The sequence below is a fragment of the Amycolatopsis sp. NPDC058340 genome, assembly GCF_042723975.1.
Lineage (GTDB): Bacteria > Actinomycetota > Actinomycetes > Mycobacteriales > Pseudonocardiaceae > Amycolatopsis.
In genome coordinates this window covers 35,614-50,905 of record NZ_JBHXIB010000031.1, presented here as the reverse complement: position 1 = coordinate 50,905, position 15,292 = coordinate 35,614, and the positions used below count along the sequence as shown (strand labels likewise).

Annotated in this window: 11 protein-coding genes; 8 read left to right on the top strand and 3 right to left on the bottom strand. The window is 64.6% G+C overall.

The features are described 5' to 3' along the window. The first annotated feature begins 348 nt into the window (after positions 1-348). The 8 genes from cas3 (at position 349) to ACFWIW_RS28095 (ending at position 9,624) form a co-directional block, all read left to right on the top strand. Positions 349-2,715, top strand: a complete 2,367-nt coding sequence (cas3, locus tag ACFWIW_RS28130; RefSeq protein WP_378371252.1) for a CRISPR-associated helicase Cas3' — start codon at positions 349-351, stop codon at positions 2,713-2,715. Then, on the top strand, positions 2,712-3,032 hold the full coding sequence (locus ACFWIW_RS28125; RefSeq protein WP_378371251.1) for a hypothetical protein: 321 nt from the start codon (positions 2,712-2,714) through the stop codon (positions 3,030-3,032). The genes cas3 and ACFWIW_RS28125 overlap by 4 nt, the downstream gene beginning before the upstream one ends. After that, on the top strand, positions 3,029-4,615 hold the full coding sequence (gene casA, locus ACFWIW_RS28120; protein ID WP_378371250.1) for a type I-E CRISPR-associated protein Cse1/CasA: 1,587 nt from the start codon (positions 3,029-3,031) through the stop codon (positions 4,613-4,615). Before ACFWIW_RS28125 ends, casA begins: the two co-directional genes overlap by 4 nt. After that, the gene (gene casB / locus ACFWIW_RS28115) at positions 4,612-5,202 is read left to right on the top strand and encodes a type I-E CRISPR-associated protein Cse2/CasB (protein ID WP_378371249.1); all 591 of its coding nucleotides are present in this window, start codon (positions 4,612-4,614) and stop codon (positions 5,200-5,202) included. Before casA ends, casB begins: the two co-directional genes overlap by 4 nt. Before the next feature lie 16 nt (positions 5,203-5,218). After that, complete coding sequence (cas7e, locus tag ACFWIW_RS28110; RefSeq protein WP_378371248.1) at positions 5,219-6,349, top strand: type I-E CRISPR-associated protein Cas7/Cse4/CasC; 1,131 nt, start codon at positions 5,219-5,221, stop codon at positions 6,347-6,349. After that, positions 6,346-7,044 (top strand): type I-E CRISPR-associated protein Cas5/CasD, encoded by a 699-nt coding sequence (gene cas5e / locus ACFWIW_RS28105; protein ID WP_378371247.1) that lies wholly within the window; start codon positions 6,346-6,348, stop codon positions 7,042-7,044. The genes cas7e and cas5e overlap by 4 nt, the downstream gene beginning before the upstream one ends. Beyond that, on the top strand, positions 7,035-7,685 hold the full coding sequence (gene cas6e, locus ACFWIW_RS28100; RefSeq protein WP_378371246.1) for a type I-E CRISPR-associated protein Cas6/Cse3/CasE: 651 nt from the start codon (positions 7,035-7,037) through the stop codon (positions 7,683-7,685). The genes cas5e and cas6e overlap by 10 nt, the downstream gene beginning before the upstream one ends. Positions 7,686-8,706: 1,021 nt before the next feature. Continuing rightward, positions 8,707-9,624, top strand: a complete 918-nt coding sequence (locus ACFWIW_RS28095; protein ID WP_378371245.1) for an FRG domain-containing protein — start codon at positions 8,707-8,709, stop codon at positions 9,622-9,624. A gap of 944 nt (positions 9,625-10,568) precedes the next feature. Here the strand turns inward: ACFWIW_RS28095 and ACFWIW_RS28090 are convergent. The 3 genes from ACFWIW_RS28090 to ACFWIW_RS28080 form a co-directional block, all read right to left on the bottom strand. Continuing rightward, positions 10,569-10,910, bottom strand: a complete 342-nt coding sequence (locus tag ACFWIW_RS28090) for a hypothetical protein (RefSeq protein WP_378371244.1) — start codon at positions 10,908-10,910, stop codon at positions 10,569-10,571. A 113-nt stretch (positions 10,911-11,023) separates the two neighbouring features. After that, positions 11,024-12,064, bottom strand: a complete 1,041-nt coding sequence (locus ACFWIW_RS28085; protein ID WP_378371243.1) for a hypothetical protein — start codon at positions 12,062-12,064, stop codon at positions 11,024-11,026. A 2,294-nt stretch (positions 12,065-14,358) separates the two neighbouring features. Continuing rightward, complete coding sequence (locus tag ACFWIW_RS28080) at positions 14,359-14,880, bottom strand: DUF2637 domain-containing protein (RefSeq protein ID WP_378371242.1); 522 nt, start codon at positions 14,878-14,880, stop codon at positions 14,359-14,361. Positions 14,881-15,292 lie beyond the last annotated feature (412 nt).

Genomic DNA, 15,292 nt, shown 5'->3' with positions numbered 1-15,292 from the left:
ATGAAGATACCAGCCGCGCTCGCGAAGGACGACGGCATGTGATTCTGCCCCGGCCCTTGCGTCCTGAATTGTCTTAAGGCTATCAAACTTGGCTACTGTTCTCCCTGATGCCTCGGGCAACCTCAACCCATCAATGTGAACTTCCTTCAGGTTTTCCTGGGTGGTAGTTAGCGGGGCTTCGGGCGAGATCGATTGTCCTTAATCTGAAGCAAGACTCAATCGAACGTGTTGAAAACGTATCTCGGGAGCGCGCCTTGCGCGTATTTCCCTTGAGGGAGGGGTGGATTCGCGGGCGGTCCGCGGGTGGCTAGAGTGGCCAGCCTCGTCGGGGGAACAAGGTAAAGGTTGGTGTGCAAGTTGGGGGAGTTGGGCGTGGCCGTGCCTGGATCGGTTGTGCCATGGGGAAAGTCTTCGGGGCGTGGCGGGTGCCATCCGCTGATTTGTCATTCGTTGGATACTGCCTCGGTTGCTCAGCGGTTGGTTGACGTCATGCTAGGTGTGGTCGTGCGAGCGCATCTCGCCGAGGTTTTTCCGGACCCTGCTCTGTCGCGTTCGTGGGTGCCGCTTTTCTGTGGGCTGCATGACATCGGGAAGTACACGCCCGACTTTCAGGTGTTGGTCTACGAGCTTGCGGTGAAACTCTTCGGGGAGCTGGCGATCGAAGATCTCGACATGGTCCGCAAGCCTGCTGGGATGGGGCGAAGGGTAGATGCCCCGCACGGGATCCTGACCGCGCTGCATGTCAGGGACATGCTGGAGTCTTGGGGCGCGGCCAAGAGCACGGCGCTGCGTGTCTCGGAGGTCTTGGGCGGGCATCACGGTCATTTCCCTGCCGGTGAGGCAGTTCGCCAGGCGCGTGGTGAGCGCAACGCGCATGGCGGAGAGCGGTGGGCGGCGTGGCGTACGGCGCTGGTTCTTGACGTGGTCAGGATCCGGGGTGTGCCGGAGCCCGGTCTTATTGAGTGGCGGGATTTGCGGTTGTCGTTGCCGGCGGCGATCGGTTTGGCGGCGCTGACGACTGTGAGCGACTGGGTTGCCTCGGACACCAGCAACTTCCGGGCCCTGGAGCCAGGCGTCGACCTGGACGCATATGCGGAGACGTGCGATGCGAAGGCTGACGAGGCGGTCGCACGGTTGGGGATGTCGCCGTGGTCGCCTTCGGCTCAGGCGGACTTCGAGACGCTGTTCCGGCGTGTCCCTCGGCCTGTTCAAGAGGTTGTCGAGCGGGTGACGTCGGAGTTGGCGGAGCCGGTTCTGCTGGTGGTCGAGGCGCCGACGGGGGAGGGGAAGTCGAAGGCGGCTCTGCAGGCTGCGACGTCGATGGTGAGACAGCTCGGGGTGTCGGGCTTCTATGTCGCGATGCCGACTCAGGCGACCAGCAATCAGATGCTGCTGGAGATCCAGTCCATGCTGCACGAGCTGGGCGATGAAACCCCGGTGAATCTGGTGCACGCCGGTGTCAAACCGGCGGACGTCGGTCGGGACGAGGGCGACGACGATTCTGCGGCGCAGTCGTGGTTTACGCGGAAGAGGAGTCTGCTGGCGCGGCTTGGTTGCGGGACAACCGATCAGGTGCTGAAGGGCGCGATCCGTTCCGGGCATGTATTCGTTCGTCTTGCCGCGTTGTCGAACAAGGTGGTCGTGTTCGACGAGGTGCACGCTTATGACGTCTATATGTCGACGTTGCTGGAGCGGCTGCTGATGTGGCTGGGCGCGCTCGGCACCCCTGTCATCCTGCTGTCGGCGACGCTCCCGGCCGGGCGAAGGCACGCGCTGATCGCGGCTTGGCAGGCTGGCCGCCGCGGATGCCCACCGCAGCAGATCCCCGCGGTGCCCTCGACGGTGTCCTGCCCGCGCGTCACAGTCGCCACGGCAACCCGTGCTACCGAGCATCCTGCGGAGGTCTCAGACCTCAACAAGGACCGCCGGATTCACTTGAGCCGTATCGACGACGAGGAGATCGTGGACTGGCTTCTCGAGCAGGCCATCCAGGACCGTTGTGTCGCGGTGATCCACAATCTCGTGCGGCGGGCGATCAAGACCCACGATGCCTTGGCCTCACGGATCAGTGAACTTCCTGAAGCCGAGCGGCCGCTGCTCATCGCGATCAACGGTACGCTTCCCGCAGGACAGCGCCGTGATGTCGAGCAGCAACTGAGGGGGTTTCTCGGAGAGGGCGGTGTCCGGCCGCGGCGGGCGATCGTGGTCGGTACGCAGGTGCTGGAGCAGAGTCTCGACCTCGATTTCGATACCATGCTCACGGATCTTGCTCCGATCGATTCGCTGATTCAGCGGGCCGGCCGGATCCACCGGCATCGACGTGACCAGTCGCGCGGACAGCTTCGCCTGGTCATCGCCGGGGTCACTGACAGCCTGGATGGGCCGCGGTTTCCGCCCTATCTGCGGAACGTGTACGCGCCGATCGTGTTGATGCGCACGTGGGTTCTGCTGAATGACCGGCAGCACATCGACTCGCCCTCCGAAGTGTCACACCTCGTCGACCAAGTCTACGGAGGCGAGGTCGAGTGCCCCCGTGGTTGGGCCGATGCCTGGCGAAAGGAAGTGGAGCATCTCCGCGCCCTGCGCCGCCGAGACAACGCGGCCGCCAGAACGCTGTATCTGCCCATGCCGCACGAGGTCGAGGATCTCGCCGAGCTCACTGAACGACCGAAAAGTACCAAGCAGACTCGAAAGCAGTCGGGGAAACGGCGATGACAGGAGACGAAGGCGACGTCGAACGGTCGGTCCGAGTTGTGCTGTTCCGCCGCGACTCGGCAGGTGCGATAAGTCCGATGTGGAGTGATGGATCAGAGGAGTTGTTGGATTCTGCTGCTGTCCTGGTCGCGCCGGAGAACGTTCCCCGGCAGGTGGTGCACGCCTTACTAGAGCGTGAGGTGCCATCTGAGTTCGCGGCTGATCCGTGGCTCAACAAGCACCGCACACTGATCTTCGACGACAACAGATGCGAGATCGGCGGCTACACGCTGGCTTACCACGACCAGTTCGGCGTCTACGCGATCGAGGAGACATGACGACCCCATTCGACCTGAGCTCCGAACCTTGGATCCCTGTGGTTCGCCTCGACGGCACGCGCGAGGACGTGGGCTTGCGTGATGTGTTGCTGCGGGCACACGAGATTCGCAGGATTGTGGGAGAGACACCGCCGATGACCGCTGCGCTGTACAGACTGGTCTTGGCGCTGTTGCACAAAGTTTACGGGCCTGCTAGCCGCGGCGATTGGGGTGAGTTGTGGTCGGCCAAGGCGTTCGACGAGGACCCGCTTGATCGCTATCTCGAGGCGCATGAGTTCGATCTGTTTCATCCTGAGGCGCCGTTCCTGCAATGCCCGGCACTGCCGGACGAGAAGGGCAGTACGGTTGCGAAGCTGATCCCGCACAAGTCCGTGGGGAACAACGCGACGTTGTTCGACCACACCGTCGTTTCGGATCGCGTGGAGGTGCCACCGGCCGCGGCCGCGCGGTGGCTGGTGACTGCCCAGGCGTTTGACCCGGGCGGGATGAAGACCCCTTACGAGAAGGATAAGTCTTCGGAACGCGCACCGTGCAGCAGCATTGGAGTCGTCCTCGTCGAGGGACGGAAGCTGAACGAAACTCTCCTGCTCAATGCGATCTCCTACGATCCTCAGGCTGAAAAGCCGCCGATGACCACCTTGGAAGATGCTCCTGCCTGGGAGCGTGGAGCGCCTCTCCCTACACCGGGCAGTCGTGATCCGCTGGGGTGGACCGACCTGCTGACATGGCCGTCCCGGCGCATCAGACTGCTTCCAGAAGTCGTTGGTGACGAGCAGGTCGTAACCAACGTGGTCCTCACACCTGGCGTGCGCCTGAAGGGAAGCCTGCCCGACCTGGAGTTCATGAGCGCGTTCCGTACACCCCGCGCGGCGAACGGGAAGATCCAGCCGGGTAGTCCGATGTTGCCGATCCGGCTCCATCCGGTTCGCGGGGCGTGGAGGCACAGTGTCGAGCTGCTGCTGCACGATCCGTGGGAAGAGGAGCGGACACGCCAGCGACCGCGTGCCCTGAAACAGATCGCCGCTCTCACCGAAGCCGGATACATCCCGGACGACACCGTCTACACGTTGCGTGTGTTCGGGCAGAAGCTCGATAAAAACGCATCCGTTGTGGAGGGGTATCTCGAGGAAGAGGTTCCCGCGCCGGTCGCGTTGATCCGAGCGACCGACAAGGAACTGGCCGGGCTGATCGGTACCGCGATCGAACTCGCCGACGAAGCCGGAGCGGCGCTGCGCGGGATGCAGCGTGAGTACCGCAAGGCCATGCGGGCCGAGCCGGACGTCACCCTCGACCTTGCCTACTGGCCGGCGCTGGCCCGGCCGTTCGAGGTGTTCCTGCGTGCGGTCAACACCGCTCGGCTGCGGGCCACGTCGGAACGGAACGCGGTCACGGCGTGGCGGCGAGCGGTTCTGCGGATCGCCGAGGACGCCGCGGAGATGTGGACGGCCGGTGTCGCGGCGTCCGATCGAAACCTCAGCATGCTCGGCAAGCAGCACGCGGTGTTCCGGAACCGGCTGTCCAAGATCGCCCGTGTCTTCGACGCCCGAGCCGCCAAGTACCTCACGAAAGATGAGACCGAGTGATCACATCCGTCGCTGAACGACGAGACACCTTCGTCAAGGCCCTCTACTCGCTGCATGCCGGAGCCAGTTCCGGCATCCCAAAACGGCAATCCGAGTGCCGCCAGGCGCTCGCCCGGCTGCGCCGCAGCTTGACAGGCCCGCGGCAGCAGACCGCCGCCTACGAGATCGTGTTCCGGCACGATCCACCCGAGTCCGAGCAGGAAGTCTGGCTTCTGGTCGCGGGCCTGTTCGCTACCCATCCGCAGCCTGCGAGGCGCGGTCACCGCTCGCTGGGCTCCTCGATGCGGGCACTGCGGGAGAAGCGTGGTGACGCCGCGGCTCGTCGCTTCGAGCAACTACTCGGCCGGGAACGCGACGTCCTACCACATCATTTGCGCCAGATCGTCCGGCTGCTGGCCAGTGACGACATCCCCGTCAACTATTCCTCGCTCCTCGACGACCTCGTCGTACTGATGGGAGACGGCTACCGCGACACTCCTGCCCACCGGATCCGGCTGCGCTGGGCCCGCGACTTCCACAGCCCTGACTACACAGCCACTACCGCTTCGACCGACGACACAACAACCTCCTCGCCTGCATCTGCCTGACCCTTCGGAGACTTTCGTGATCATCGAGCTTCATCTGCTGCAGTCCTTCCCGGTGAGCAACCTCAACCGCGACGACGTCGGTCAGCCCAAGACCGCGACCTTCGGGGGAAGCACCCGTGGCCGTATTTCCAGCCAGTGTCTGAAGCGGTCCGCGCGCCAGCTGTTCACCGAGCACGGTCTCGACGAAGCAGAGACCGGTGTCCGCACCAAACGCCTCCGCAACGATGCGGCCGATCTCCTTGTCGACCGAGGCCGGGACGCGGAGACGGCGCCCGGTGTTGTGACCGCCGGGCTCGAGCAACTCGGCTTCGGCGTGGACCAGGCCAAAGGCTTGACCGAGTATCTGCTGTTCGTCGGCCGGGCCGCGATCACCCATCTCGCCGACTTCTGCGACGCGAACTGGGACACGCTCCTGGCCGCTTCCGCTGGGAAGAACGGGAAGAAGCCGGCGAAGGCCAAGCCCAGCAAGGAAGCCGCAGTTGAGGCCAAGCGCATGCTCGACGCCACCCGGGTCGCCGATGTGGCGTTGTTCGGACGGATGATCGCCGACAACAAGGACTTCAACGTCGACGCGGCCTCCCAGGTCGCGCACGCCTTGTCCACCCACTCGGTGGCCACGGAGTTCGACTTCTACACCGCGGTCGACGACCTCAAGCCGGAGGCGGAATCCGGTGCCGACATGATCGGCACCGTTGACTTCAACTCCGCCTGCTACTACCGCTACGCCAACCTCGACCTCGACCGGCTCCGCGCTAATCTCGCCGGCGACGACCAGCTGGCCAACCGTGCCGCGGCCGCGTGGCTGGGCGCGTTCATCCACGCCGTCCCCAGCGGCAAACAGAACTCGATGGCCGCGCGCACCATGCCCAGCACACTCCTCGGCGTCGTCCGCGACACCGGCGCCTGGAACCTCGCCAACGCCTTCCTCAAGGCTGTCACCGACACCGACCTCATGGCCGGGTCCACCACCCGGCTCACCACACACTTCCAGCAGCTGCGTGGCTTCTACGGCGACAGCGGCATCCGCGCCGCGATCGCCGCCTCCGTGACCGGCGACATCCCCCACACCGACGACATCGACACCGCCGCCAGCATCGACCAGTTCACCAGCGGTGTCCTGACCGCAGCCGGTGCGGCGACCGCATGACCGCCACCCTGGCGTTGTGCTTCGACGCCCCCATGCAGTCCTGGGGCACCCGCTCCCGGGGCATCATTCGCGACACCGCCCGCGAACCCACGAAATCCGGCGTCGTCGGGCTCCTGGCCGCCGCCAGGGGAGTGGAACGCGACGACGAGGACACGATCGCGGAACTGGCCGCATTGCGCCTCGGTGTCCGCGTCGACCGCGAAGGACTCCTCGAACGGGACTACCAGACGGCGCAGAACGTCCCCACCACCCACGGATCCGGGCACCGTACCGTCGTCAGCGAGCGCTACTACCTCGCCGACGCACTCTTCCTTGTGCTTCTGGAGGGACCTGAGACTCGGCTCGCGCAGCTTCGGGACGCCATCAACATGCCGCAGTGGCCGTTGTGCTTCGGCCGGCGTGCCTTCGTCCCGGCTCGGCCGCTTGTCTGTTGCCTCCGCAACGAGCCCCTCGACCACGTCATCCGGACTCACCCGTGGCTCGCGCACCCCGAACGCGTGCATGAGCCGGACTTCGAAGTAGGCCTGCGGACCATCCTCGACGGCCCGCCAGACGCCGCCGGCGCCGAACTTCGGCACGACATCCCGATCTCCTTCGCCCACGACGACCGCCGCTTCGCCACACGCACCGTCGTCACCGGAGACACACCGTTCACCCCAGACATGATCACCACAGGAGTGCCCTCGTGTTCCTGAGCAAACTGACCGTCGACATCCGCTCACGCACCTTCCGCCGCGACTACGCCAACGTCCACGACATGCACCGCACCCTCATGTCCGTCTACCCCGACATCCCCTCCACCAACGACAAACGCCAAGGCCACGGCGTCCTCTGGCGACTCGACAGCAACCACGGCGGATTCACCCAGTACGTCCAAAGCCACACCGAACCCGACTGGACCAAACTCCCCGCCGGACACCTCACCACCCCACCCGAGGTCCGTCCGCTCAAACCCGTCCTCGACGCCCTCACACCAGGCCGCACACTCGCCTTCCGGCTCGTCGCCAACCCCACCAAATGCGACGGCAAAACCCGCAAACGCTTCCCACTGCGCCAACCCGCCGACCAGCTCAACTGGCTCATCCGAAAAGGCACGCAGCATGGCTTCGTCATCCCCGCCGCGGCCGACGGCCACCCCGACCTCGCGACAACACCGATGGCGACCATCGCCGGACGGAAGGCAGAGACCGGGAAGATCACCGTCGAACCCGTCCGGTACGACGGCCACCTCGTCATCACCGATCCCGCCGCGTTCAGCGACGCACTTGTCACCGGAATCGGGCGCGCCAAGGCCTACGGATGCGGACTCCTCAGCCTCGCACCCGCCCGGAGCTAGAGCAGAAGCGTTTCGACGAGGACTCCTCGACCGCGTCCTGGTAAGGCGGTCAACCCCGCCTATGCGGAGACAGCTACAAATGGACGATCAAGGACACCGGTTGGGCAGGGCCAACCCCGCTTTCGTGAAAGTTGAACGGGTCGCCGACGGTTTGTACTCCCGTTCGACCGAACGCTTCGGCGCGGGGAACTCGCGAGAGAGATACCCATGACCACCTGGCCTCAGCGGATCAACCCTGCTTGCACAGGGACAAACCCCTTCGTGTCGTGGTCTGAAGGCCGAGGTGAACTAGCTCTTTCGGCGTAACCGGCAGTGCGCGACGAGCACGATTGTCCACGCATCTGGGCCAACCCCGCTCGCGCGGGGACGACACTAATTGGCATGGCTCCTTGAAGCTCGTACTGCCGGTTGTGTTTAGCTGGGTTGTCGTCATGTCCTCATGCTGATTACGAGGTTGGATCGAACCCCAGGGTGCTGATCGGTGTTCGAGTGGGTATGGGGAGGATGCCGACCCGCTCAGTTGTGGCTCTGGGACCGTTTCCCGCTTGCGCTCGCGGGTTCGAGTTCGCTTGCGGAGCAGCTAACCGGGGCACGGACGCGAGTCCGCGGTGGCGGGCCAGCTCCGTTTGTATGGGGAGGCCGCTGCGTCGAGATGGATACTGCGCCCTCTGCTCGTCACCACCTGCCGCGACCGACGTTTCGGCGGGAGGCGTGAGGGGCCCGGTTTGCGTTGGGTTCTTCGGCCTGCTCACGCCCTTACGTGAACTTCGATCCTGGCTGTTCGCCGGCCCTTTGCCGCTCCGCCTCGGCTGCTTCCTAGGTTGAAGGAACCGACCGAGGCGGAGCGCGCCGTCGGTCAGCACCGTCTGCAGTCACTCGTCGCGATCCACGATGTCGACTGTCGAACACGTACCCGGCCGGCAGCCGGAGGGATCGAGAATGCGGAATCGGTATACGAACATGGGTACCGACTTCGACGAGCTTGTGGCTCAAGATAGCGAGCGACCCTAAAGTGTGATTCGTGAAGCCTCCAGCGTTCGACAACTGGCTTGCCCATGGATGGGGTATTCAAGTCGACACACCGCATCAGCTGTTCAGGATTATCAGCCATATCGCGCTGCTCGGTCAGGAGCGGACCTACGGTTGGAGGGGCCAAAACGACGCCTCTTGGGATCTCAGCGCCTCCTTGTTTCGCGAACTCGAGAACGAAGGTGGTGAGGTCACCGAGGGGAGGGTCCGAGAGCGTGAACTGCAGGTCCTCGAGGAGGCACGTCGATGGGGACTGGGGCGTGACCTCGGTCCTTCGGCCACCGACATGCATATGCTTGCGGTCTTGCAGCACCATGGGGTCCCGACGCGCTTGGTCGACGTGACTGCCAACCCGATGACTGCCCTTTGGTTCGCGACTGAACAGCACAAGCCGGACCAGTACGGAAAAGTGCGTCGAAGCGCCGGCGTGCTGTTCGCGTTCGACGTCACCAAAACGGAATGGTACGAGACGTTTCAGCACGGGGAGCAGAACCAAACGTGGGGCACGCTGGCGAACCCGCTGGGAGCCTCCTACGCGCAGGCGCTGGAGAGATCTGCGGAAGACAAGCAGATGTTCAGGGTCTTCCCAGCGCTCCCGGATGAGCGGATGAAGGCTCAAGAGGGTTTCTTCCTCGGTAGTGCGGTGCCGAAGCGGCACACTGCGCCTGGTGTCTTGGGCCTGAACCCGATCGGACCTGCGCCGGGAAACGAAAAGCTGGGTAAGCTCTTGACCACTGAAAAAGGGCCGGGGCGTCCTGCCAGCCTTCCCTTCTGTGCGATCGTCATTCCGGCCGCCGTCAAGGACAAGCTCAGGGATCCCCTCAAGCGCACGTACAACCGGCGCCGACGGGTATTGTTCCCCGACATCGACGGCTTCCGTGAAGGTCTCACCCGCAGGCAGCTCGACTAGGCCGTGCCCGGCTAGTATCCCTGTCATCTCGCCGGGACGCCGTGTTCACGTTCGAGGCCGGATAGCGCGGTGCGGACCAGCCCCGCTTGTGCGGAGACGGCTTCGCCTCGGGTCCCGTGAGCAAGCCCTTGGCCGGATCAGCCCCGCTTGTGCGGGAGCTTACGCAAGCCCCGGAACATGCACCCGTCGATTACAGGACCAACCCCACTTGGGCGGGGACGACTGTCGCAAAGTCGACCACGGGTCCGCATGATACTGACCAGCCCGCTCGCGCAGGAAGGACTCGGCGGGCCGTTCGGACTTGTTCGCCGTCGGGAGGCCAGCTCTGCTCTCGCGGAGAGGACCTGATCGCCTCCGCGCCGGACGCGTGATTAATGGACCAGCCCTGCTTGCGCGGGGACGACATCGCGTCCGGCGTCGGCGCCGCCTACGTCACAGGACCAATCCCACCTACGTGGGCCGTCGAGCAGTCCGCCGGCCGCGCACGCCAGCGGATCAATCCCGGCTGTGCGGGGACGACGACAACACGGACCTGACTGCCGGTGAGGCGATGGGACCAACCCCGCCTGCGCGGGGACGACTAGCCCAACGAGTTGGTGATGACGCCGACCTGGGGACCAACCCCACTTGCGCTGGGACCACGTCTCCAATCGGAATATCTTGTGAGGAAAGGACAGACCACCCCCCCCGGCGGGGGACGACATCGGACACGGCCGTGCAGCAAGCTGGCCGTCCGGATCAACCTCGCCTGCGCGGGGACGGCTGGATCGCGTGCACGTCCATGGTCTGCTCGAAGGGGCCAACCCCGCCTGCGAGCGGACGCTACTTCCTGACCTGGGTTTTGGAGATCATAGTAGTGGAAATTGAGATGTACGGCGAAGCCTGGGTTAGGGGCAATTGAGCACGGGCCGACAAGGTCGTTCATGTAGGCTACTTCGCAGCGGTTACGCGTTCGCTTGGGCAGGGGAAGCGGCTGCGAAGGCGTTCCATAGTGCGTTGAGCGGGTGGTCGTCGGCGCAGCGCTGGGCTTCGCTGGGGCGAGCGAAGATGCCGGTGACGATGTCGAGTTGGGGGTTGAAGTCGTCGGTAAGGATGAGTTTGCGGAGGTTGTTGCCGGGGAGGCGGCCTTCAGTAACGGCGTCGGCGACGCGGCCAGTGGTGAGCAGGCATCCGTACATGAGCTGGGTGTTGAGCAGGTTGAGGGTATCGACGTCGGCGACGACGTTGAGGGCGCCGCGGTAGTCGGGCCGTACCAACGGCTGTTCTAGCCTGGAAGCTGCGATCATCGTGGGTCGGCGTGTCGCGTGGGGTGCGACCTTGGCAGGCTCAAGTCGTCGCTGCGCGGGTGGCCGTAGTTGTCCAGACATGACGCACAGGTGGTTCTGGACCTTGATGTCACTCAACTGCGGGCTAGCCGGTCTTGCGCGCGGAACAGGTAGGTGTAGGCGCTGCCGGGGTCCGCTTGTCGTCGGAGGCCAAGGAAGGCGCTGGCGGCACCGAGCGCAGCACCGATGGGATTACCGGATGCAAGGGTGATTGCGCTTCCAGCGATGCCGAGCCCAAAGGAGGCAAGGGGTCGCCGCCAAGATTTCCGGGCGAGGCGCCGAAGCTCCTCTGCGGCGTCCGCAAGTGCCTCCCGACGGTCCGCGAATGCCTGCTCTCGAGCATTGTGGTCAAGTGATGCCAGATCCCGAACAAAATTGCGGAGATCACGGATGTAGGCGCGGTGTTCGGCACCGTGCTGACGGCGGAAATCAAGAACTTCGTCGAGAGCTACTGGTGTCAAGTCGAGAGTGACCTGCTCAAGGTCGAGCGCGATGCCATGTCCAACGGTCGGAAGCGTCGGCATGTCCAGCGTGTCGAGTAGAGCTTGGAGATGGCGTGCTCGTGCACTGACTGGCTGAAGTGCGTAGCCAGCAGCTTCAGCAGGGGTGCGCAGGAGTTGTGGGAGTACGACGAGCACGAAGGCACGTACGGCTGGGTGGAGCGGAATGGACACGCCGTCTTTGCTGTCACGGGCAAGTCCTCGGTCGCGAAGTTGCTCGAGGATGATCTCGGTCAAGCCAGCGTCAGCGGTGCCACCAAGCCGTGAATGAGACAGTTCTGCGAAGGCGGTGTCTCGGTCCAGATCGTCGAATGCGCCAGCGCTGATAAGCCTATCGAGCAGATCGGTGAGCGCCTCAGCAGTCGCTTGATCGACGAGGGTTTCTGGACTGAGGCGATGCAGTAGACCCATTTCGGCGAGCGGCTGGGCCAACGTCGGGTCGGTGAACAGTGGCCGTTCGTACATGTAGTCGGGCACGAGCAGCGCGATCCCGTCGAAGAACAACAGCAGGCTCTTGATCCATTCACCACGCCCAGGGCCCCAGTACGGTTCGTGGTGATACGCCACGTCGCGCAACCGGGGCTCAGTCCTGGTAGCCGATGTTGCTTCGGTCATCTCACCCACCTCCTCGGATCGACCTTCAGTCGTTCGTAATGCGGTTAGCGTTACCTTCGCTTACGTGAGCACACGTCGGGCCCGGCGGCTGCTGACCGGCTTAAGGACCGCCCCGCTCGTGCTGAGACGACGCCCGATTCGGGAGGAAGATGCCGTGCATCCGGGTAACAGCCCCGTTCGTGCGGGGACGACCATCGTGAGGCGTTGAACGGCAGGTGACGGCGGGACCAGCCCCGCTTGCGTGGGGGGCACAACTCCGCCGGATGGTTGTCTTGTCCGCGCCCGGGCCAACCCCGCTCACGCGGGGAGTGCAAGTACACCTACGCCGCGCTGCGGGACAATGAGGGACCAGCCCCTGCTTGTGCGGGGAGAGCCAACTGTTGTGCCCTTCCTGGGCGGTGGGGTTCGGGCCAGCACCGCTCGCGAGGGGAGAACGCGCCACCTCCGATGAGCGATTTGTTGATCATTGGACTAACCCCGCCTACGCGGGGACGACGACTCCGCCGTCGGCAAAGCCGGGTGGATGTCTGGACCAAACTCGCCCGCCCGGGGACGACTGGCCGTAATCGGTCAAGGTGAACCCGAGCCGGGGACCAACCTCGCTTGCGCGGGAACGACTTCGCCGAACGCTTCTTCGATGGAGGCACCGACGGACCAACCCCGCCTGCGCAGGGACGACCACCCGACAGATCGTGTCCGACCACTACAGCCATGGACCAACCCCGCCTGCGCGGGGACGACGGCACATACACCGACGCGATCGGCCGCGAGCTGGGAGCAGCCCCGCCTGCGCGGGAACGACCACGGCGGCACCGAACTGGCCCGCCTGCACCGCGGACCAACCCCGCCTGCGCGGGGACGACACTAATTGACCTGGGTGTTTGAAGGTCATGCCGGCGAATCTTGTTCAGTCTGGTCAGCTTCGTACCTGATCGCAATCCCTGAGCGGGAGGTCTGGCTGGCTGCTTCGCCAGGAACTAGGGGCGTTTAAGGGCGAAATTGCACGTCAAACGAGGTCGTCTGACGTCGACTGAGAGCATGAGCAATCGCAAACATCCCAGCTAGACCGACTGAGGTCGACTCGAAAGGACTCGTACCAGTTAACCGGAGGGGTTCTTGGATCGAGTCCGAGCGGGGAGTACAGGCTCAGACTGCCCGGCCTGGGCTGCTTCGTGTTTAGGAATCGGACTAGCCCCTCTCGCGTGCGACGACGGATCTACCAGCGCCGGGTCGACGCTGGCGAGGGACCAACCCCGGCCTACAAGGGGACGAAGCTACGTGCCCGGCGTGTGGTGAGGGCATAGTCGGACCAGCCCTGCTGACACGGGGACGACGAAACTGGGATCGCCCCGGCGGACAAGCTCCAGGGACCAACCCCGCACGTGCGGGGACGATCTGGTCGCGATCCTGGTCGAAATGCGAGCCGCCGGACCATCCCCGCTTGCGCGGGGATGGCGCCGAGATCTCGCCGACGACGAGCTTTCCGACGAGAGCAGCCCCGCCAGCGCGGGGACGGCCACCAGGGACTCAAGCCCTCGTGGTGGACTACGGACCAGCCCCGCCTGCGCGGGGAGAACCGGTGGGTTCGTGGCGCGAACTCCAGTTCGGCGGGATCAGCCCCGCTCGGGCGGGGACGACGTAGTCGAAATCGTGGGTCAGTTCCACCGTTACGGACCAACCCCGCTCGCGCGGGGATGGCGCAGCGGTTCCGTGGATCGCGGCGCCATAGTTGGGACCAACTCCGCTCGCGCGGGGACGACCCGTAGTTCAGCTGGTTGAGCGTCGGGTTCGCGGGACCAACCCCGCTCGCGCGGGACGACGCCGTCTCAACGGCGGCGTTGTACCCGTACTGCGGACCAACCCTGCTCGCGCGGGGACGACGACTACGAAGGTGACGTCGATCCGACGTACGTCGGACCAACCCCGCTCGCGCGGGGACGACACTTACTGACCTGGTCCTTTGAAGGTCATACTGCTGGTTTTGTTCAGTTTGGTTGTCGTAATGTCCTCAGCTGATCACGACGTTGGCTCGAATCTCAGAGCATCGATCCGGTGAGTTCTCGCTCCAGGGTCTCTGCTTGTGAACGTGGGTTCGTTGGTGTTGTCGTTTGGGACCCGGACGGTGTTTCGCGTGGCGGGTGCGGTTCGGGGTTGGCTGGGGTTGTGCGTGGGAGTGTGCCTTCTTTTCGCCATTTTCGGAGGATGCGGCGGCCGTAGTTATGGGTTCCGGCGATGCGGTCGAGTTCGGCGCCGGTGGGTGTTCGGCCTTGGGTGTGCTCACGCTGGTAGTGGGTTCACATCAGTTGTTCGGCGGTGGGTTTGGACGGCCGGTCCGTCGGGTCTGGTGTGGTCGGCCGAGAGACGACCGGAGTTGGCGTGAGAGATTCGGGTTCCGTGTGAATGCGGTCGGCGGGTGAGGGCATTGGTAGTTCGGTGCGGTGGCGTTTGAGTGCTCGGTTGAGGAGTTCGACGGCCAGCAGCAGGGCAAGGGGTGGGCAGGCGGTGACGGCGACGCCAAACGCGCTGGTCACGGGTGTGGAGGCGATGTTCGCGCAGAGCGATAGTGAGATGCCGAAGATGAACGCGGACCAGGCTGGCCACCGGCTGGAGCCGTCGCGACTGGGCTTCCAGAGTTCGACGGTGGCGGTGGTAAGGAGGCCATCGACGATGAGCGGCCAGATCGAGGCGGTCATCGTGTCCGCGCCGAACCGGAGCGCGAACTGCCGTCCGTGGACGTAGGAGGCGTAGGCCGCGCCGAGGGCAACCAAGGCGGTACAGCTGCACTGAATCCAGAGGGAGAGGCGGACGCTGTTCATGACGCGGCTCCACCGCGGTCTCGGCGGAGTCGGTTGATCCTCAGGGTGGCGGAAAGTCGCAGCTCAGAGGGCTGAGACGGCGCGTGGTTGCTGTACGTACCTCGTCGGGGGTACAACGCGAAAAGCGCCGATCATTTCGATCGGCGCTTTTGTCATTTCAGTGGCCGACATGGGTGTCCGTGATCCTTTCTCCTGCTTCCGCACTTTGCTCCGCGGGCAGTTCCACTGCACGGTGAGCTGTGTCACCCCGGCTTGAACAGTGTTCTCGCTCGCCGACGGCTCGTTGCAGCGCTGCCACGGCGCCGCCCGTGTCCCTGCGACGGGTCGTCCACAGTGGCCAGGTCGGCTAAAGGATCCGTGCCGCCGTGGGCGTAGCCGCCGGATCGTCCGTTCGAAGGCGAATCCGGAGAGG